Source organism: Janthinobacterium sp. 75 (assembly GCF_004365495.1).
Lineage (GTDB): Bacteria > Pseudomonadota > Gammaproteobacteria > Burkholderiales > Burkholderiaceae_D > Janthinobacterium.
Genome location: NZ_SORD01000001.1, coordinates 1905384 through 1925500, shown reverse-complemented (window position 1 = coordinate 1925500; position 20117 = coordinate 1905384). Strand labels below are relative to the sequence as shown.

Sequence of the window (20117 nt, the reverse complement as noted above, 5' to 3'; positions counted from 1 at the left end):
CGCGCGAGCACGCTTCGGCGTGCTTTTTTCATTCCGGGGTGTTGACTCCGCTGCAAACCAGACTCGCCTCATCACAAGCGGCACTGGCGAACCGCCACCAGTGCGGCTTGCGATCTTCAAACGAGTGATATTCAGGCGCAAAGGCGGGCTGGACAGGGTCATCAAAACTTCCCACCAGCAAGGCCACCGTGGGCGCATCGTCGATGGCGCCGATGGAACTGCCGCAAACGGCGCAAAAGGCCCGACTGGAATACTCGGAAGAGCGATAAGTGGCAGGTACACCGGACGTGCCCGTCCAGCGCACCTGATCGCGCGCAAACTCCATCCACACCACAGTCGGCGCGCCCGTGTGCTGCTGGCAATTACGACAGGAACAACTGTGCGGATTGCTGCCCTCGCCTGTCACTTCGAAGCGCACGGCGCCACATAAACAGCCGCCTGCCTGTACCGCGTTCACCATTGCCTCTCCTCGTTTGCACCGTTGCGTACCTCGCCAGCTGGCACGTCCCGGTACAATATTGCCATAAACCCCAACCCGGCGCGACCCGCAAACCAGCGTGCCGGCACTTTGAAAGAATGAATGGAAGACATCAATTGCGAAGGCTTGCCGCACATCCGCGTACTGGCAGGCGAAAACACCCACGGCCCCGTGTATGAAACGCTGCCGGCGCGCCAGATTGACGAGCACGTCTACGAACTGCTGGCCTCGCCTGGCCTGACCATGAACCTGGCGCGCGGCGACATCATCAACATCGCCGACCCGCTCGCCCCCGCCGAAGTATTAAAGCGGGGCGGCAACTTCTGCATCCAGATCTACGACGCCGATACCGTGGACCAAGCCGCAGTCGACCGGCTCGAGCGCGACGTACAGGAGCAATTGGGCGGCACGCTCGACGGCCAGTACAAGGGCAATCTCACCTTCAGCGTGCCGGGCCACCACGGCATCTACAACGTCAACGGCCCCTTCGACGCCTTCCGCACGGCGACGGGCGTGGAATGGTACTTCGCCAACATCTACGTCAACCTCGATGACGACGATGATGAAACCTTGCTCAACTGGTGGGTGGATAGGTAAGCTTGCCCGTACGCCAGGCGAGGCCATGACGCAGGTCAATGCGCCATATTGCTATGGCACACGTCAAGCTGCGTTCCCGCCCCTTGCGTACGCTCTCTGTATCGTCAACCACAGAGAGAAACGATATGCCTTACATTGCGCGTGCCGACTATGCAAAGCAAAAAGAAATAGTGGGAAATGGCGAGTGCGTCACCTTGGTCACGCACCTCACTGGCGCCCGCGCCTCATCGCTTTGGCGCGAAGGCGGCAAAGTGCCGGACCTGCTGGAAAAAGGTGGCATCGCGAAAGGCACGCTGATTGCCACCTTCGTCAATGGCCACTATCAGAATCTGCGGCAGGGCAACCATGCGGCGCTCTTCATTCGCCAGGTGCCTGGCGGCATTGAAATTTTCGACCAGTGGCGCAACCACAAACCCAGCGCCCGCGTGATCCACTTTGGCCGTTCGGTGGCCGGGGCAAGGAATCGCCCCGAATGCTATTCGGTGGTGGAATGAAGCCGCTCGCACTGCTGGCATTGCTCATCGCTGGCGCAGCGATGCGCAATGCTGCTGCTGCCCCCTTGCCTCCGTTTCTTGCCCGCAAGCAGCTACATCGACCTGGAAGCTGCCAGCGGCCAGCCTCGACGGCGTGCGCGTGCTGTCCTATCCGGCGGATCAGCCGCCGGCAGACGCAGAAGCCTTGCCCTTCCTGGCCCCAGTCAGCGAATGGACACGTGCCGGCACACTGTATCAACGCTGGAATATCAATTTTGATGCGCCCCTATATCGGTTTCAGGCGGACTGCCTGTATGCCGGTACCGAGCGCTACCTGCGCATCGATTTGCCGAGAGTCAAACAGTGCATCGCGACCATTCAGCAGCGAACGACAATGGTCAGGTTTCAGTGTAAATAGGCTGCAGCGGTTGGCCAGCGTAAGCGCCCAAGGCTGCTACGATTGACATATTTCAAGATAGCTGCCCAGCACCTTGTCCATGCCCTGCTCGATGCATTCGACCACCAGCGCATGGCCAATCGACACTTCCAGGATGCCGGGAATGTCCAGGAAGCGCGGCAGGTTGTGCAAATCAAGGTCGTGCCCGGCATTCACGCCCAATCCCAGCGCCTGCGCCCGGCGTGCCGCTTGCAAATACGTATCAAAAACGGCATCGGCCTGCGCGCCGCCATAACTTTCGGCAAACCGTTCCGTGTACAGTTCCACCCGCGCCGCGCCCACCTCGCGCGCCCAGTCCAGCGCCGGGTAATCTGCATCGACAAACAGGCTGACACGGATGCCCAGGTCGTTCAATTGCGCAATGGCGGGACGCAATAGCGCCGCATGCTGTTCAATATCCCAGCCGTGATCGGACGTCAACTGCCCCGGCATATCGGGCACCAAGGTGCATTGCGCCGGGCGCGCCTCTTTCACGACCTGCAAGAATTGCGCCGCCGGATAGCCCTCCACATTCAGCTCGCGTCGCCGCTCCGCGCACAGGCGCTGCAACGAGGCAACATCTTCGTAGCGCGCATGGCGTTGATCCGGGCGGGGGTGCAAGGTGATGCCGGCGGCGCCCAAGTCGAGAAAGCGCGCGGAAAACGCGAGCAGGTCCGGAAAGTTGCGGCCGCGCGAATTGCGCAGCAGGGCGATTTTATTGACGTTGACGGAGAGCTGGGTCATGGCAGGAATGGAGTAAGGGTGACAAGTCTGGCAGCGATTGTAGCGGATCGCCCGCACAGCGCACGGTCAACCGAACTCGGCGCTACGTGCTACGATGCAAGACAAGTTCCACGCTTTCAATACTTACCATGACCTACCAGCTATTCCTGTTTGACCTGGACGATACCTTGCTCGATTTCAGGGCGTCCGAAAAACGCTCCTTCCTGCACACCATGCACGAACTGGGTTTGCGCGTCGGCATCGACGGACTGTTCACCCAGTACCAGGCGATCAACGTCGACCTGTGGAAACGTTTCGAGACGGGTGACGTGAGCAAGGATTTCCTGAAAGTGGAGCGCTTCCGCAAGACGTTTGCACTCAATGGCATCGCCGTCGACCCGGAGCTGGCCAGCCGTTTGTATCTGGAATCGCTGCCGGACACGGTCGTGCTCATCGATGGCGCCGAGCAAGTGTGCGAAACGCTGTCGCGCATCGGCGAAGTGGGCATCATCACCAACGGCGTCGAATCCATCCAGAACCGCCGCATCGCCGCCTCTGGCCTGAGCGACTACATTTCCTTCGTCGCCACCTCCGAAGCATGCGGCCACGCCAAGCCGGACGTGCGCTTCTTCGACTATGCCGCCAACATGGCGCGCACATTCAACAAGGAGACAACCGTCATCATCGGCGACCGCTTGGACGCCGACATCCTGGGCGCCAACCGCTATGGCATCGACAGTTGCTGGTTCAATCCGGACAACATGGCCAATACCTCGGCCGCCATCCCCACCTGCGAAGTGGCCAGACTGCATGACATCGTGCCAGTGCTGGACATGCTGCAAGTCAAGCTGAAACAGGCTTGATCTTCCACAAGCGCACCACCTGAAATATGCTGGCAGCGGCACGAAAATACGCCGCTACTCGCGTAACATCAGGACTCGACCATCCTGGTGCCAGCCCATGCCGTCCTACACCGTCCTGCTCGCCATCGCGGCACTGATCTTGTTCTTTGCCATGCTGGCCACGCGCCAGGCTGCCAAGTCCCGCAGGCCGCTGAGCCTGCAAAGAAAACCCGTCATGACGGCGCGCGAGCGGCAGATGTACCACCTGCTGCAGACGGCATTGCCGGAATGCACGGTGCTGGCGCAAGTGGCATTTTCCGCACTGGTGACGGCGATGGGATGGGCAAACAGAAACCGTTTCGACCGCAAGGTAGCCGATTTTGTGCTGTGCAACCAGCAACTGCACGTCATCGCCGTCATCGAGCTCGACGACCGCAGCCACGCCGGCCGCGAACGCCAGGACAAGGAGCGAGACGCCATGCTCAGGCTGGCCGGCTATGTGACCTTGCGCTATGCGACCTTCCCCACCCAGCAGGCGCTGCGCGCCGATGTCGAGCAACTGCTCGTGCAAAAAGCGGGAGTGAAGGCAAGTACCCTGCCCGCCTGACTTCGCGTCAAGAGATCAATCGCGCGTCAGCACTTCCAGTAGTTCAATCTCGAAGATCAAATTGGAATGCGGCGGAATCAAGCCCACCTGCCGCTCGCCATACGCCAGCGCCGCCGGCACCCACAGCTTGCGCGTGCCGCCGGCCTGCATGCCATGCAAACCCAAAATCCAACCCTGAATGACCTTGTTATTGCTCAACACACAGCGGAAAGGCTCCCCCCGCTGATGCGACGAGTCAAACTCCGTCCCATCTTCCAGCCAGCCCCGGTAATGGGCCGTCACCAGCGCGCCACGCGCAGCCGCCTTGCCATCGCCCGCCACGATATCGTCAATCTTCACTTCAGCCGTCATCTCGTTTCATCCTTCATCAATCGCCATGCCGCGATTGTACGACAGCATGAAAAATCTCTGGTCACCCTCCTTTTTGCAAGCTGATTTTGTATGATATGAGTAGGCTTGCTTAAATCTATCCGGCGTCTGGTTGGAGATGGTTCTCCGCGCCACGATGAGAATCGCGCCTATCGGTCCTGAAAAGCCCCTAGGCCTTGCATAGCCGATTTTTTGCCAGGTTATCCGGCAGGCCGGTGTGCCGTTCACGTCATCCAATATCCGCAGTCGCAAAACCAGGTGGGTGTGCTGTAAAACGGTGAGTCTGGGAGGCCTTCATGTTGTCATGGGGGCCTCTTTTATTTCAAATTCGGTATGGTGGGCCGCGATGGCCCATGCCATGCGCGCCAGTTTGTTGGCCAGGGCGCACGCCACCATATTCGAGTGGCGACGCGTGAGCATGGAGCGGACCCATTGCGCCAGCTGTCCGCGTTGGCGTTCCAGTCTCTGCATGTAGGCCCGCGCGCACTGCACCAGCAGGCGCCGCAGATTCTTGTCGCCGCGCTTGCTGATGCTCAGCAACTTGTTTTTACCGCCGGTAATTTACTGGCGAACTCGGCGCTGACGGCTTTCTCGAGAAAATTGAAAATGATTCCTTGCACATGGTCGCTGTCTTATTACAAATACAGTAAATTACATTCTATTTTGGAAACAATAGTTAAAATTGTGCCCAGTTGTCGATGCTGTCGTTGGCAACCAACCGCGCTCGGCGTTCAGCCATGGCATTGGTTGTGATTAAGCGTGGTGCCAGCTTGACAGAAGTGGCCGTAGCGGCAATCTGTCGCAGCGGAATCCTGTCCTTGACCAACGCTTTCTGCCCAAGTTTGAAGATGCTGACCACCTCGGCCAGTGCTGAAGCTTGCTCCTGCAGCGCGCCAGCAGCCGCAGCCGCTTCCTCAACCAACGCCGCATTCTGCTGGGTAACTTCATCCATCTGAGAAATCGCTGAATTGATCTGCTCGATACCGAGGGTTTGCTCCATGCTGGCCGAGGCGATTTCAGACATGATGTCGGTTACGCTCGTGATTGAATGCACGATCTCAGCCATCGTCACGCCTGCCTGTTTGACAAGTTTGCCGCCGGCATCGACCTTGTCGACCGAGTCGTTGATTAGAAGCTTAATTTCCTTGGCCGCTGCGGCCGAGCGCTGCGCCAGGTTGCGCACTTCCGATGCAACGACCGCAAAGCCACGGCCTTGCTCACCAGCGCGCGCCGCTTCCACTGCGGCATTCAGCGCCAAGATGTTGGTCTGGAATGCGATGCCGTCGATGACGCCGATAATATCGACGATTTTGCGCGATGATGTATTAATCGAGGCCATCGTGTCGACCACTTCTGACACGACCGCACCGCCGCGCACCGCTACTGCTGAGGCTGACACAGCCAGCAAGTTAGCCTGGCGAGCATTATCCGCGTTTTGCTTCACGGTGCTGGTGAGTTCTTCCATTGACGAGGCCGTCTCTTCCAGCGCGCTCGCCTGCTCTTCGGTGCGTGAGGATAGGTCCAGATTACCGGCCGCGATCTGGTTTGATGCAGTGGCGATGGTATCTGTCCCCGTGCGTACTTCTGCGACAATCGTGACCAGCGAGGTACGCATCATTTCCATGGCGAACAACAGGCTATCCTTGTCGCCACTGCGCAGCACGACCGCCCGGGAAAGTTGACCAGCCGCAATGGCTCCCGCTACATCGACAGCGTAACTTGGTTCGCCACCGAGCTGGCGCATCAGGTAATGGGTGATCCACAAGCCGATGACAATACCAACGGTAAGACTAAATAATAGAAATATGATCATAAGCATGCGGCTTCGCTGATAGACGTGGCGTGCTTCAACGGCTTGGGCAGCTGAAATTTTTTCCTTTTGACTTGCAATTTCCGTCAGTTTATCGTCGAGGTATTTTGCGTTTTGCGCAAGTTGACCGAAGAGCAAATCAACTGCAGCACTTTTCTCCTCGGCGCTATCGCTCGCAAGCAGTTTTTTTACGTGCGCGCGATTCATGTCATATTCTTTCAGCCCTTTGTGCAGCTCGCTGAACAGAACTTTAGCCGCGTCAGCCGTAAATAAAGACCGAGCCACGTCAAGCCTATCTTCCAAGGTCGTCCTGGCATGGTCGGCCGCTGCCGCGAACTTGGTACGCTCTTCCGGAGTACGCGCCAGGAATTCATTGCGTAGGGCGCGCCCAACTTGGACCAGATTGATGTTCGCTTCTTTGGACGCTGAAATACCCAGCAAGTCGTTCGCATAAGCACGCTCAGCCAATTCATTCATTTTGGCCATGTTGACGATACCAATGACAGCGACAATTGCTCCCAGTACGGCGATCAGCAAGAATCCGGCTAGCAAACGTGCGCGCACGGTGAATTTTTTAAACATGGGTGTCTCCTGTTACGTGGGAATACAAGACGCATTTTTAGGATGCGAGCTAGTGAATGAGGCTGATGTCATCGCTTGCCATCAATTTATCGATATCAACCAAGATAAGCATGCGCTCGTCCAACATCCCCAAACCGATCAGATAGTCGGTCTCAATCGCATTGCCGAACTTGGGGCGGGTCGCATCTGCTCAATTGTGAGCGTCGTTACGTCCAATACGCTGTCGACTACCATGCCCATCACGTTGCCCTTGATGTTCAATACGATCATGATAGTGAGCTGATCGTAGACGGGTTTGCTCAGGCCAAGCTTGATACGCATATCGATGACCGGCACGATCACCCCACGCAAATTGATCACTCATTTGAATTAATCAGGGGCATTTTCCAGCCGCGTAACAGCCTCGTTGCCCCGGATTTCCTAGACTTTGATGATGTCAAGTCCGTATTGTTCTTGGCCCATCGTAAAAACCAAGAATTCAGCCTCAGTTGGGATGTCTTGGGCTACTTACATATTGAGACCTTGTCGGATAGATAAGGCAAAGAGCGCGAATCGCGTCTGCCAGATCGGCCGTGGAGTTAGGCGATGAACTAGTGTGTTCGTTTGCTCGCAGAATTGACCCACTCTGTTTGACCCGCCTTCCACTGCCTGGCAAACGCTGCCACGCGGTCGTATGACCCTGCATAGCCCAGCTCTTTCAGGTCCTCATGGATCTGCTTCAAATTGCGCCGCTGCTTACGCGGCTTAGTCGTCTCGGCCTTGAGCCACCCGGATAGCTGCACCGAGTATTTGTCTAATCCGCTAACTGATCGCCGCTCCGCATAGGAGGGCTCAGTGGTTTCCGATCGCAGATAGCGTCGGACGGTATTGCGAGAGATATCCAGTCGCCTGGCGATTTCTCGTATTGGGATCTGGTCACGAAGGTGCCAGCGTCGAATGATACCGAGTAGAGCCACGTTGATCACTCCGATCTCCTGCCGATAAGACAGGTGGAATTGTGCTACTAACGTGGGTCAGATTCCGTTGCAAATTCGTGGGGAAAGTGGGTCAATTTTCAGTGCAACTTAACATCAAGCAAAACTAAAGCTGTCGGTAGGCCAGCTAACGCATATCTTGCGCCATACGTTTGCGAGTCACTTCATGATGAATGGTGGCAATATCTTAGCCTTGCAAAAAGTCTTAGGCCATCAGAGCTTAACAATGACGATGCGGTACGCTCACTTGTCTCCCGAACACCTCCAAGAAACCCGCCATCTCAATCCCTTGGCACGACTAAATCTCTGTTGAACTTCCGTTGAACTTTTGGTGGGCACCAAATAGAAAAAGGGGCTACGCAATCGCGCAACCCCTTGTTTTTACTACGAATTTTGGTGGGCCTCCCGTGAGTCGAACACGGCACCAACGGATTATGAGACACATCTTCTATCACTAACAAACTTAGCAGAACGTCTCACTCCACCGCCCCAATCAGCATCGCCCCAGTTCTCGTTAGCTCAATAACCTCGACCCAAGCTTGCCTCCCGTCCACAACTATATATTTCTGATTACAAATGGCCATCCCATGCGCCAAAGCATAAGAATGATATAAATTATTTATATCAAATATTGTTCTACGGCACCAAATCCGCCTCAGTTCGTCGATTATCTCAATAGTCATCCACCACTGTCCCCCAAAAAATCCACTCACCCCACCCCAATCATGCCATTGTCGGCCGTCATCAAAACAGGAAGATTAGCGGCATGAATAGCTAGATGCCCCGCCGAAAAATGAGCGTACCTCCGAACCATCTGTGCCGATTGCCAGCCTCCCAATTCCTGTAAAACATGCAATGGGGTACCACGCTGAACATGCCAACTGGCCCAAGTATGTCGCAAGTCATGCCAACGAAAATCATCAATACCACAACGCTTAAGCGCTTTATACCAAGCTGCCGTTGTAGCAGCGATTACAGGCTCGCCATTGTACGTAAAGACGCGCACCGCATGACGGCCATACTGCAATGTAAGCACGCGCATGGCATCGTCATTGAGAGGTACAACAATAGCCTTCCGTGTCTTACTTTGATCAGGATGAATCCAAGCGACCCGGCGCACAAGATCGACCTGAGACCAACATAAGCCAATCACGTTGCCCTTACGTAATCCCGTAGCAAGACTAAACGCCACCATATGCGACAAATGTTCTGGTAGTTCGACCAGGAGAGCGCACGCCTCATCTTGAGTCAAATAGCGCACTCTACGATCCGGCTCCTTAAGCAATCGCACTTTAGGAATGGCATCAACCCACTCCCAATCGACGCAAGCCCTGATCAACACGGAGCGCAACAATGCCAATGTTCTATTTACCGTACCATTTTTTACGCCGGTAGCACGTTTTTTCTTGGTAACTGCGTCCACCACAGAACGATTTATATCGTTTATATCATATTCAGCCAACAGAGGCTCTAACCATCGAAAAATGCACTTATCTGAATTTATGGAAGCCTTATCCGATTTCTCGGAAAGCCAACGCTCGACGGCATCCAACCAAGTCTTTCCATGCAAAGTTTCAAGAACTAATCCAGCCATCTAAAAATCCTTAAATATTGCTTTGAATAAACTATACAACAACGAAGTTATTTGCGCTAAGTTAAAAAGTGTGCTTAAAAATATGTCAATCTTTGTTAGACTTGATAACGATCAATATGAATTTTGAAACACCATTCAGCATTTCAACTTGTTCTTAATTTCACGGAAGAGAAATCATGAGCACAGGAAATATGATCAAAAACGGCTCTATCGATACCAATTCTATTGATAGCCTGTCCCATATAGCAGTAGGGAAAAAACTCGCTACAATCATAAAAAACTCGGTAAGTGAAATGCAGTTACTTGACATAGAAGTACAACTATTAGTGTTGTCTATCCAATCAGAAAAATCTCAAACCACATCCGACACCGATGCGCTAATAAACCAAATTATCATTGACATCCACAGACATAGAGACCCGCGCGGAAGCGAATAGCCATCAAAATGGACATTCTTCCATACAATCCGGCGAACCCGGCGCAGTCGCCAAATAAACGACGCCAAGACCGTTATTGCACCACGTTTGCAGACCCTCCATAGAATGCCCAGAAATGGCCGAAAAAGCCGCTTGAGCAGCCGCCAGCATAGATGTGCAGCCAAGCAGCCGCCACGATTGAATCTCAGGCACCACGATCCCCCTAGACCTGAAATAACGCTTTTGATCAAGCGCACGACACTGCATTTCCTTGCCGCAGTACTTGGCAATGTAACTGGCGATTTTATGCGCGCCAGTGACACCAAAGCCAAAACGATGCGGATCGCGGACGTTGACTTGCCCCATCTGTTCACCATTTGGCCCAAGGCCCAAGACGCTTTGCCAAATCGAGCGCAGGAGCGCATACATTTGCCGACCGGCCACTGCCACATGGAAATGCAGCGCGCCACGTTCCTGTTCCTCAATGACAGCAACATAGTGAAATTGCTTGTGCTTACCCAGCTTGCGGCAAAATGCCTTCCAGTGCTTAAGCGCGGTTTCCCGATCAACCATGTTTTCCCGATATGTCAATGTGACCATGCGATCCGCGCCTATTTGCTTGCAGCAAAGACGGACATTCTTTTTTGCCCGACGCCCAGCATCATCGTCGTTTGCCTCCCTATGCTCAGACTCACCACGCTTAGCCTTCGTTTTGAGCAGCCCAGCCGGACCTACAAAGTGCCGTTCCTTTGTCACCGTCACCTCACACTGTCCGTCAGGAAAAACACGTTTGCGGGCCGTATAGTTATCGTTCCATGTATTCTTGATCCCCTCATCGTCCCACCAGTCGGGGCGATGTTGCGCAGCTTGGTCCGCAGACGAGAAATCAATTGACGCTAAGGCGTTTTCATAATCTAATTCGGTCATTCGGTAGTCCTGTAACGGCAGGTTTATCGAAGGCCCCGGACATTTGATAGATGCCCGGGGCTTTTTTTTGTCGCAAAATCTTTACTCAAAATCCTGTGCTGCACTTGCCCGTAACTGCAATTTCTACTGCTATGTTCTTGAGTGTCCCTTATACAAGTTTAGCGGCGCTTCGCGCCGCCACCCGCGCTGCGCGCAGATAGCGGCCCGAAGCTTTCCGCTACCGTTTGCGCAGCAATTGCTGACGCAATAATTTCTCTATCACCTGATCCGGCGTAATGTCTTTGAAGCGGATATACGCCTTCAATCCTTCCAGCACCTGCGCATCTACATGCACCGTCAAAAATGCCTTGCCATCGTCACGCAAGCGATCCCTGCGATCTTTTTGCCGCTGTGCGCTGGTCTTTGCCGCGCCAGTTGCCGGACGCCCCCTGCCTCGTTTAATCGGGCCGAGTAGATCAATCGTCTTGTCATCCTCAAGCTGTTTCATGTGCATACTTTCAAAACGGTTTTTCAGAATGGGCCGTACTGGCCGACGTGCGACAACGAGGCACTAAACGAGGCGGCAGACTACCCGCTAAAACTTTGAAAACGTGTCGCTCCTCGCTCCGATGCGCACGGGCCTTCTGAATCCTTCACTTCAAAATCAACCGCCGACTTCAATATGCCCTCAAAGATTTTGCCCTTCGGGCCGCTTGTGCCACCACCCCGGAATTAGCGTGACAAGTCACCGTTTTTCTGATGTACGCGGAACTTGTGCGCTCAAGATCAGCACCAGATCAGTATGCAGCTTTGTACCTGATCGAGCGGCCCACGAAGACGGCAGGAAAGAGAAGCCAGTGGAGCTATCGACGTTTTGCGCATCGTTCAAACCGCCAATCAACAGCACCTCACCATCGTTCACCGTCACCGCTGTTTTCACCTGGCGCTTAATCAACGTGGGAGAACCCGTCACGCCGCTGGCCGTTGGTTTGAAACTGGAAATTTGCCCGTCGATGGCGAGATTGATTTTTCCGTTGCCAAGCACCTTTGGCAGCACGTCGACAATGACGCCGGAAGGACGGTAGACGATGTTTTGAACACTGTTGCCGGAATTATCTTTGCCCGTGCTGGAAATCGTCGGCGTTTCATCGCCCACGGTAAGCACCATCTTTTGATAGTCGTCACCCACAATGCGGCTGTTCGACACTTGTTTGAAGCGCCCATCGGTATTGAGCGCATCGATCACCAACTGGAAATTGGTGTTGCGCAGACTGATAGCAGAAGCCGCATTGACACTGCCAAGCGATGCGCCAAACTTCGCGCCCAATACATTGGCCATGATGGAAATGCCGCGGCCCGAGCTGGCGTTATCCGTGACCTCAACCCACGACGCGGACACATCAACCATACGCGGCAACTGATCGAGCGCACCGAGCAACACGCGCATCTTCTTCACCTCCGACGAACTACCCGCAAGCACAATTTGGTGACCAGCAGCAACCGCACTACCAGGGCCGAAGGCAGTAGCCACAACCTGCACCAAAAAATCAGCAGACCGACTCGCCGGCACGTATACCTCGAACTCAGTATCACGCCGCCGGCCAGCAGCAACGACCATCGAATCAACGGCGCCCTCTTCAGCATCGAGACGCACAGCACGCGGCACTGACGTATCGGAAAAAGGCGCACGGGAACCGATAACCGGAGCGTCTGCAGAAGGTAGACGGATAGCAAGTGGAGCAGCACCAGGAGACTGCGCAGAACGCAGATAGTAGACGCCATCGCGCAGTTCAGACGATATGCCCTGATCGCGCAAAATGCCCTCGACAAACGTTGGCAACCGGTCAGCATCGATGGAAGACACGGACACCGTAAGCTTGCGATCAAGGGCAATCGCATCCGGTGAAATTACGAAATCACGCGAAAGCATGTTCTTGTATGTGGCTTGTGCGAAAGCGCCAAGCGACACAGAAGAAAGCTGTATCGAAACAGGCTGACCAGCAGCGAACGCGACACACGGCAGCCAGATAAACAGAATAAACAGTTTTTTCATGACACGCCCTTTACCCAGGTATCAGCATCGATCAACGCAAGCCAACCGCCTTCGATGAAACGAAAGCGCAACGCGGTAACAGTGCGGCCGTCCGACAAGGTGACAAAGTGATCGCTGCCACGCGAGATATATCCGATGCCAGTAAGATTTTTCGATACAACTATTTCGGGCTGTTTTTCGACAATCGTCGGCGCCAGAACTGGCTTGCCGAAGTGATAGCCAAACACGCCCAGGGCGGCACCAAGGCACAGTGAAGCAAAGAGAAATTTGGTCATATGTTTGTGAGGTGGCTTAGGAGGAAGAGCGCGATAGCTCAACATAGGAAGTGCGGCAGGCGTCGCCTGCAATGGCCCGATGAAATCGGGAGGAACACCAGCAACGGCAGACAAATGCCAAGCCGAGAGCAAAGAATGCGTGCCGTGCGGATAGGTATCCGAAAAAACTTGCGTCGTGTTGTATGCCTTGTTCAGATCATCGCCACGGAAGTACCAGCGATCCGCCACCAAAGCATCAGGAGAGGCCCCCAATCGCACCACACCGATATGCAAGCGCGGCATACTACCGTTCGACGCCCCCGCAGTCATCAACGCAATGGCGGGGCTTAAAACAGGCACCCGCATACGATCAAGACGATTCAGTCGCACGACATACTCCAGCAAGGAATCGCGCAACTGCTTATCAACCTGACTGATGTTTTGCATGATGAAAAATACATCCCATCCATACTTACGCGCATGGATAGCCCATTCCAGCATTTCAGCCCGGCCCTTGTCTTGAAAATTCCGAGTGTTCAGCCACGAACCACACTCATCCAGGAGAAGTGCGCCATTGTGCGACTCGTCAAAGCCTGGCAACAACTTAGGCGAAGGCGCAACAGCGGTAATCCCGGCACGGCCATGCTGCAAAATTGGCTCAAAATCGATGAAACGATTACCGCTGCCGATCATGTACAAATCCACTGCAGACGGCTTATCCGGCACCCTTATCACAACGCTCCGATCCCGCGCTGGCATCAGGTGCTCCAGGAAGACGTCGCAGTTGGTAGCAACACGCTTGCCATCACGCAGATAACGGCGAATTTGATCAATAGCAGCCTTGCCCTTGCCGCTTCCTAACTTGCCAGTAATCGCATAAACAGCCATATCGTTTGCCTATTTAACAACCAGATTCAGGCCTTTTTTCTGCATGACGTATAGCTGGCAGCCAAGCCAGACAGTGACGTAGCAAGTAGCGGCAGTGAAAGTGGTGGAATTAAAAGCAATCCCAAGGCCGACAGCAAAACTAGGATGCGAAGAAGCCATGCTGGAAATGCCCTGGGAACAAACGCCCTTAGCGCAGGTATACATAAGCCCGATCATGACGCTAGCAAGCGACAGCATCAGAATCATTGCAGAAAGCCTAAAAGCTTTCTCCAATATCATGAATCTGGAAAATAAATTAATCAGAAAGACGCATAAATTAATAAGCAAAGTACCAAGTAAAGGCATATTAAGCTTTCATTGCAGATTGAACCTGTTGAACGGAGCCGATAAGCGCAAAGAAACAAATTACGCCGCTTATAAACTTGGCGAATATATTTACATAGTCACAAATATCAACTTTTACAGCTATACCGGAGATAGGATTAGGCACATACGGATTACTACAAGCTGCAGTAGGAATTGAAGGGAACCAGTCGCCCAATCCAAGCTTTTCCTTAGTTATGTCTTTAACTCCTTCGATATTGTCTTTATTCGAAGATTCGACAGCGCGATACCCTTTATCGCCCATATCTTCATCGATCCTGGGGATTCCAGTTTCATCGATTCGACATGCAGGTTGACCAGGGGCACCGCATCCATTCCCCTTACCATCACCAGGCGTACCCGTACCCGTGCCAGGAGTTCCCCCAGGAGTGCCCCCGGGCGTACCGCCAGGAGTGCCACCAGGAGTGCCACCAGGAGTACCCCCAGGAGTGCCCCCAGGAGTGCCGCCAGGGTCGCCGCCAGGAGTACCACCAGGAGTACCGCCCGGGTCAGTAGGATTCGTTGGATTAGTTGGGTCAGTAGGATTCGTTGGATTAGTTGGGTCAACAGGCGTGTCGTTACCGTTATATGCCGGAACGTCAGTATTTGGCAATTTTTCAACGCTACAGCTTTGCGCGCTCTCGGTTAACTTAACATCGTAGACAAAAAGAAAAATGCCCGGCTTTGGCGATGATTCTTGGCGCAACTTACCTACGTCAGACTCTCTTGCAACCACAGCTTGGCAAGAATTAATACAGTAAATGTTTTGAAAACCATTACCATCATGCGAAATTTTTTGCACAAACTCAATACTAGTTTGATCCTTATTAGGACGCCCATAACCACTAGGATATTTATACATTCCGACATAATCGCCAAGGTTACACTTCCCTCTTTTCTCGACAATAACTGTACCCTTACCGCCATTCCACGCAGTAAACTTACAAGTCCAAATATCAGGAACAGTAGGATGGGGTTCACACGTACCGTCTTTATTAGGCCGATCCTCAGATGCAGCCCATAAGCGCCATGCATCAGTTAAACTTGCCCTCCCCTCCGCACCATTCGCAACATACTTAATACCTGCGATAGAACTGTTCGCAACGAAAAACAGCAGCAAAAAAATAACGTTTCTCATATTTACACCCGAAAAAAAAGGCGACCGCAGCCGCCCTGGTAATGCAGATGGATTTTAACCAGCCTTCGAGAACGCTTTTTTCATCATCTTGATACCCCAGAAGCCACCGGCGACCAGGACGGCGACAGCGAAGGCCGCAGTGATGTAGCTACCGGCTTGACCGGACAGAGCCGTGATAGCAGCAATACCCGGATCATCAACCGCCAAAGCAGCGCCCGACACGGCAACAGCACCCACCAGAGCCAAACCACGAATGATATTTTTGTTCATTTGCACATCCCTAAAAAATAGCGGTCTACATAAGATTGACGACGACCGAGCGTCAAAATACTGCTAATCCAAAATTTCAATAGAGCGCCGGATAATTCGCTGTATCGCACCAGCCGCGTACCCGACACCAAAGGCACTCAACGCGTACCCGACAGCAGCGGCAATAGACATTATTTGTGCTCCAAAAAACGGGCAATAATGTACTTCGCCAGGTACACAGCACAGACGAACAAACCGGCCAGAAACAGAACAGGCCACAAATTTTTCAGCAAAATCATCGTTGCGCCCCTGCAATCCAACCCAAGGCGAACAGCACGACCACCGCCGCCACGAAAAATATATCCAGGGCCTTATCCTGCGCAGCCAAAGCAGCCGAATACTCGGGGCCTGACTCAACCACATAGGCGCATTTAGACAACTCTGTGGGAGCGCTGGACACCGTGTACAGCACAGCACCAGACGGAGCATCTGGCCCCGTCATTTGTGTGGAATCAACGCAGGAAGGCATGGGAAGTTACGAGGCGGTTTGTTGACCTGGGTTCGCCTTGACGGCGGGAGCCGCTGCAGCGGGTTTTGCTTGGGAAGCAGCGGAAATTGGAGTGATAGAAAAGACCTGTGCGCCGACACGCTTGTCTTGCGAGATCGACACTTCGAATTCGACCTCATACATACCCGGCTGAGTGTCTTTGAAGCGCTCCGGCAACACCAGTTCACCGATTAACGGCTCAATGACGCCAGTGTCGCGGTTTGGCTTATGGACGATGCATTGCGCCATGCGCATATCGTAGTCATTGCCGGTTTTTTTCGAACGGCCAGCCACTTGGGTGACATGCAGAATTTGAATGGTATTTTTCATGATCTTTTCCTTAGAGTGAGTCGCCCGCTAGAACGATTAAGTACGACTGTGATATGTTTATTGCCATCTAGAACTAATGGCAATTTTATGAACACACTTATGTTGTTACTTTCAGTGGTAATTACTGCACTAATATTTCCGAAGCTTTTTAATCCGGGGATTTTTAGGCTTGTTTCAGCCAAATCACCGGAGTCACCACAGATAAAACGAAGGCCAATACTTACAAGCCGTGAGCAACAAATGTTCGCGCTCTTAACAACTGCACTGCCTGAATGCATCGTGCTAACACAAGTAGCGTTTTCTGCTCTCATCACCGCAGATGGCTGGCAATCCCGAAATCGATTCAATCGCAAGGTGATCGACTTTGTTTTATGCAGCAACCACATGAACGTCATCGCAGTGATCGAGCTTGACGACCGCAGCCACATCGGCCGCGAACAGAACGACCATGAGCGAGACGCCATGCTCAAACAAGCCGGATACCACACGATTCGTTACCCGAGCATTCCAACATCAGAAAAAGTAAGAACCGATATCGAATCCCTACTAATGAACATGCACACTTTTTGATACGACTACCGTCAAACACTTTTCACTTAGCACAGATCGGCAACCGAAAAAAACCTCCCAAGGCGTACCAGTGGGCAAACAGGCGGCCCGTGGGCCGGAGACTGAGCGGTTTACATTCAACCTAGATGTGCTATCGTTTACTTACCCAAACGGACAAGCATTTGCGCGTTTGGACAAATACATATTATTGTCCAAACGTGTAAATTGCAAACAGGAAATAACTATGAACTATGCGGAATTGATAGAAAATGCAATGAAGGGACGCCCAACGCTGGCGATGTCCAAGCTGTGGGGACTGCCAAACTCAACGCTGGTGAAGTATGTGAAGGGGGAGCGTATGCCAGACTTCAATACGGCCCTGAAGATCGTAAAAGAAGCTGGCGTAGACCCTGCCGTGGCCTTTGAGGCGCTGGCAGAAGAAGAACGCAACCACAAATCGAAAAATTTCAAATTGCAGTTGCAAGATAATGGTGGGCCTCCCGTGAGTCGAACACGGCACCAACGGATTATGAGTCCGCTGCTCTAACCAAGCATGAGCTAGAGGCCCGGGAACTGCGGCGTGGCGGCGCTGTTGATGCCCGCCTCGCGCGGCCGTTTTGGAAACGGACACGCGAGGATAGGGGTATCAGGGGCGCACGTCAAGCCCTATTGGCTTCTAGTTGCCTTCCAAGAAGCTTTTCAGCTTGTCGGAGCGCGATGGGTGGCGCAGCTTGCGCAGCGCCTTGGCTTCGATCTGGCGAATGCGCTCGCGCGTCACGTCAAATTGCTTGCCCACTTCTTCCAGGGTGTGGTCGGTGGACATCTCGATACCGAAACGCATGCGCAGCACTTTCGCTTCGCGTGGCGTCAGGGAATCGAGCACGTCTTTGACCACGCCGCGCATGGACGCGTGCAGGGCTGCGTCGGCCGGCGCCAGGGTGTTGTTGTCCTCGATGAAGTCGCCCAGGTGGGAATCGTCGTCGTCGCCGATCGGCGTTTCCATCGAGATCGGTTCCTTGGCGATTTTCATGATCTTGCGGATCTTGTCCTCTGGCATCTCCATCTTGATCGCCAGGGTGGCCGGATCGGGCTCTGCGCCCGTTTCCTGCAGGATCTGGCGGGAAATCCGGTTCATCTTGTTGATCGTCTCGATCATGTGCACGGGAATACGGATCGTGCGCGCCTGGTCGGCGATCGAGCGCGTGATGGCCTGGCGGATCCACCAGGTCGCATAGGTCGAGAACTTGTAGCCACGGCGGTACTCGAACTTGTCGACGGCCTTCATCAGGCCAATATTGCCTTCCTGGATCAAGTCGAGGAATTGCAGGCCGCGGTTCGTATACTTCTTGGCGATCGAAATGACCAGGCGCAAGTTGGCCTCCGTCATTTCACGCTTGGCCTTGCGCGCCTTCATTTCACCGGCCGCCATCTGGCGGTTGATGTTGCGCAAGTCCGGCAGCGGCAATACGACGCGCGCCTGCAGGTCGATCAGACGCTGCTGCAGTTCCTTGACGGTCGGAATGTTGCGGCCCAGGATGGCGCTGTATGCGTGTCCTGCGTTGACTTCGCCATCGACCCAGTCCAGGTTGGTTTCATTGCCTGGGAAGACCTTGATGAAGTGGGCGCGCGGCATGCCGCAGCGGTTCACGGCCACGTCGAGAATCTGCTTCTCGATATGGCGCACTTCATCGACCTGGCCGCGCAGGGTGTCGCACAGCTTTTCCACCACCTTGGCCGTGAAGCGGATGCCCAGCAATTCTTGCGAAATGGCTTCCTGTGCCTTGGCGTAAGGCTTGGAGTTGTAGCCTTCTTTCTCGAAGGCGCGGCGCATCTTGTCGAATTGCTGCGAAATGACGGCAAATTTTTCCAGCGCCGTGCGTTTCAGCGTTTCCAGCTGCTCGGCCGAGAAGCCGGCCGCGCCGGAAGCGCTCGCCTCTTCCTCTTCCTCGACTTCCTCTTCTTCCGCTTCGCCCTCTTCCTCGTCTTCTTCGACGGGAGCGGCCACGACAGGAGCGGTGGCAACCGGCTCGTTTTCATCGACGAGGCCGTCGACGATTTCGTCGATCTTGATCTCTTCGTTGGCGATGCGGTCGGCGGCGGCGATGATTTCGGCGATCGTCACGGGACAGGCCGAAATGGCCTGGATCATGTCTTTCAAGCCATCTTCGATACGCTTGGCAATCTCGATCTCGCCTTCACGCGTCAGCAACTCGACCGAGCCCATCTCGCGCATATACATGCGCACGGGGTCGGTGGTACGGCCGAAATCGGAGTCGACGGTCGACAATGCGGCCTCGGCCGCGGCTTCCGCCTCATCGTCGCTGGTGACAACGGCAACGTTATCGGACAACAACAAGGTTTCCGCATCGGGCGCGTGCTCGTAGACGGCGATGCCCATGTCATTGAAGGTACCGATGATGCCTTCGATGGCTTCCGGATCGACGATATTTTCGGGCAAGTGATCGTTGATTTCCGCATAGGTGAGGAAACCGCGTTCCTTGCCGAACTTGATCAGGGTCTTGAGTTTCTGGCGCCGACGCTCGAGTTCTTCCTCGCTCGCTTCCGTGTCGGACGAGAACGCGTCCTTCAACAGCGCGCGCTCCTTCGCCTTGCGGTCTTTGGCCTTGGCCTTGTCGACGGCTTTCAGTTCGGCCCGCTCGACGGCGTTCAGGGCGGCGACTTCATCATTTTCTGGCTGGAATTCTTTTGGCTTACGGCCGCGGCGGCCTGGCACTTTTACCGACGGCAAGACATAGCCGGACGTATCGATGGCCGCCAGTGTGGCGGCGTCGGTGGTCTGGCTGACCACGGGCGCGCTGGTGATGCGCGCTTCTGGCCGGTCGAGCGCCTTTTCGGCTTTCGTGGTAACTTTAGTGGGCTTTACAGCCGCTTTGGATTCGGGTTTCTTGATTGGCACAGGCGCTTTCGATTACACAACG

Annotated in this window: 20 protein-coding genes, 1 tRNA gene and 4 pseudogenes; 7 read left to right on the top strand and 18 right to left on the bottom strand. The window is 54.1% G+C overall.

The window, feature by feature from the left end:
- Window positions 1-28 precede the first annotated feature (28 nt).
- The gene (locus C8C89_RS08825; protein ID WP_208327687.1) at window positions 29-460 is read right to left on the bottom strand and encodes a GFA family protein; all 432 of its coding nucleotides are present in this window, start codon (window positions 458-460) and stop codon (window positions 29-31) included.
- Between the two features lie 120 nt (window positions 461-580).
- Here C8C89_RS08825 and C8C89_RS08820 point away from each other — a divergent pair, with 120 nt between their 5' ends.
- On the top strand, window positions 581-1075 hold the full coding sequence (locus tag C8C89_RS08820) for a DUF4265 domain-containing protein (RefSeq protein WP_101482647.1): 495 nt from the start codon (window positions 581-583) through the stop codon (window positions 1073-1075).
- Between the two features lie 125 nt (window positions 1076-1200).
- Window positions 1201-1569, top strand: coding sequence for a BPSL0067 family protein (locus C8C89_RS08815; protein ID WP_133989440.1), 369 nt, complete (start codon window positions 1201-1203; stop codon window positions 1567-1569).
- A gap of 433 nt (window positions 1570-2002) precedes the next feature.
- Here the strand turns inward: C8C89_RS08815 and C8C89_RS08810 are convergent, their stop codons facing one another.
- Entirely contained in the window at window positions 2003-2728 is a 726-nt protein-coding gene (locus C8C89_RS08810; RefSeq protein ID WP_133989438.1) for a pyridoxine 5'-phosphate synthase, read from the bottom strand.
- A gap of 128 nt (window positions 2729-2856) precedes the next feature.
- Between C8C89_RS08810 and C8C89_RS08805 the strand changes: the two genes are divergently transcribed.
- The gene (locus C8C89_RS08805) at window positions 2857-3570 is read left to right on the top strand and encodes a YjjG family noncanonical pyrimidine nucleotidase (RefSeq protein ID WP_133989436.1); all 714 of its coding nucleotides are present in this window, start codon (window positions 2857-2859) and stop codon (window positions 3568-3570) included.
- 97 nt (window positions 3571-3667) lie between these two features.
- Window positions 3668-4156: a DUF2726 domain-containing protein gene (locus C8C89_RS08800; protein WP_133989434.1), complete on the top strand. Its 489-nt coding sequence runs from the start codon at window positions 3668-3670 to the stop codon at window positions 4154-4156.
- A gap of 15 nt (window positions 4157-4171) precedes the next feature.
- Here C8C89_RS08800 and C8C89_RS08795 read toward each other — a convergent pair whose 3' ends face one another.
- From C8C89_RS08795 to C8C89_RS08775, 5 genes and pseudogenes are all read right to left on the bottom strand, one after another.
- On the bottom strand, window positions 4172-4507 hold the full coding sequence (locus tag C8C89_RS08795) for an FKBP-type peptidyl-prolyl cis-trans isomerase (protein ID WP_101482653.1): 336 nt from the start codon (window positions 4505-4507) through the stop codon (window positions 4172-4174).
- A gap of 312 nt (window positions 4508-4819) precedes the next feature.
- Window positions 4820-5095, bottom strand: a pseudogene (locus tag C8C89_RS08790) (transposase); the annotation flags it as partial.
- A 106-nt stretch (window positions 5096-5201) separates the two neighbouring features.
- Complete coding sequence (locus tag C8C89_RS27510; RefSeq protein WP_133989432.1) at window positions 5202-6917, bottom strand: methyl-accepting chemotaxis protein; 1716 nt, start codon at window positions 6915-6917, stop codon at window positions 5202-5204.
- A gap of 49 nt (window positions 6918-6966) precedes the next feature.
- A pseudogene (locus tag C8C89_RS08780) lies at window positions 6967-7379 on the bottom strand (chemotaxis protein CheW).
- A gap of 176 nt (window positions 7380-7555) precedes the next feature.
- Window positions 7556-7882 (bottom strand): annotated as a pseudogene (locus tag C8C89_RS08775) (helix-turn-helix domain-containing protein); the annotation flags it as partial.
- A gap of 106 nt (window positions 7883-7988) precedes the next feature.
- Here C8C89_RS08775 and C8C89_RS27505 point away from each other — a divergent pair.
- A pseudogene (locus C8C89_RS27505) lies at window positions 7989-8204 on the top strand (tyrosine-type recombinase/integrase); the annotation flags it as partial.
- 396 nt (window positions 8205-8600) lie between these two features.
- On the opposite strand, the gene C8C89_RS08765 reads toward C8C89_RS27505, so the two are convergent.
- A complete protein-coding gene (locus C8C89_RS08765) occupies window positions 8601-9485 on the bottom strand; it encodes a site-specific integrase (RefSeq protein ID WP_133989430.1) in 885 nt (294 codons plus the stop codon).
- 176 nt (window positions 9486-9661) lie between these two features.
- On the opposite strand from C8C89_RS08765, the gene C8C89_RS08760 reads away from it, so the two are divergent.
- Complete coding sequence (locus C8C89_RS08760) at window positions 9662-9922, top strand: hypothetical protein (protein WP_133989428.1); 261 nt, start codon at window positions 9662-9664, stop codon at window positions 9920-9922.
- 3 nt (window positions 9923-9925) lie between these two features.
- Here C8C89_RS08760 and C8C89_RS08755 read toward each other — a convergent pair whose 3' ends face one another.
- The 8 genes from C8C89_RS08755 to C8C89_RS08720 form a co-directional block, all read right to left on the bottom strand.
- Window positions 9926-10828 carry a hypothetical protein gene (locus C8C89_RS08755; RefSeq protein ID WP_166674694.1) on the bottom strand — a complete coding sequence of 301 codons (903 nt, stop codon included), beginning with the start codon at window positions 10826-10828 and terminating at the stop codon, window positions 9926-9928.
- Between the two features lie 217 nt (window positions 10829-11045).
- Window positions 11046-11315: a hypothetical protein gene (locus tag C8C89_RS08750; RefSeq protein ID WP_133989425.1), complete on the bottom strand. Its 270-nt coding sequence runs from the start codon at window positions 11313-11315 to the stop codon at window positions 11046-11048.
- A gap of 237 nt (window positions 11316-11552) precedes the next feature.
- Complete coding sequence (locus tag C8C89_RS08745; protein WP_133989423.1) at window positions 11553-12860, bottom strand: hypothetical protein; 1308 nt, start codon at window positions 12858-12860, stop codon at window positions 11553-11555.
- Entirely contained in the window at window positions 12857-14002 is a 1146-nt protein-coding gene (locus tag C8C89_RS08740; RefSeq protein WP_133989421.1) for a zonular occludens toxin domain-containing protein, read from the bottom strand. Before C8C89_RS08740 ends, C8C89_RS08745 begins: the two co-directional genes overlap by 4 nt.
- A 9-nt stretch (window positions 14003-14011) precedes the next feature.
- Window positions 14012-14347 (bottom strand): hypothetical protein, encoded by a 336-nt coding sequence (locus tag C8C89_RS08735; protein ID WP_133989419.1) that lies wholly within the window; start codon window positions 14345-14347, stop codon window positions 14012-14014.
- A gap of 1 nt (window position 14348) precedes the next feature.
- Window positions 14349-15503 (bottom strand): hypothetical protein, encoded by a 1155-nt coding sequence (locus C8C89_RS08730; protein ID WP_133989417.1) that lies wholly within the window; start codon window positions 15501-15503, stop codon window positions 14349-14351.
- 54 nt (window positions 15504-15557) lie between these two features.
- A complete protein-coding gene (locus C8C89_RS08725) occupies window positions 15558-15773 on the bottom strand; it encodes a major coat protein (protein WP_133989415.1) in 216 nt (71 codons plus the stop codon).
- A gap of 514 nt (window positions 15774-16287) precedes the next feature.
- Window positions 16288-16629, bottom strand: a complete 342-nt coding sequence (locus C8C89_RS08720) for a hypothetical protein (RefSeq protein WP_133989413.1) — start codon at window positions 16627-16629, stop codon at window positions 16288-16290.
- Window positions 16630-16716: 87 nt separating this feature from the next.
- Here C8C89_RS08720 and C8C89_RS08715 point away from each other — a divergent pair, with 87 nt between their 5' ends.
- Window positions 16717-17199 (top strand): DUF2726 domain-containing protein, encoded by a 483-nt coding sequence (locus tag C8C89_RS08715; protein ID WP_166674693.1) that lies wholly within the window; start codon window positions 16717-16719, stop codon window positions 17197-17199.
- Window positions 17200-17667: 468 nt separating this feature from the next.
- On the opposite strand, the gene C8C89_RS08710 is transcribed toward C8C89_RS08715, so the two are convergent.
- Window positions 17668-17746: transfer RNA gene (locus C8C89_RS08710), tRNA-Ile, on the bottom strand.
- Between the two features lie 108 nt (window positions 17747-17854).
- Window positions 17855-20095 (bottom strand): RNA polymerase sigma factor RpoD, encoded by a 2241-nt coding sequence (rpoD, locus tag C8C89_RS08705; RefSeq protein WP_101482658.1) that lies wholly within the window; start codon window positions 20093-20095, stop codon window positions 17855-17857.
- Between the last annotated feature and the right edge of the window lie 22 nt (window positions 20096-20117).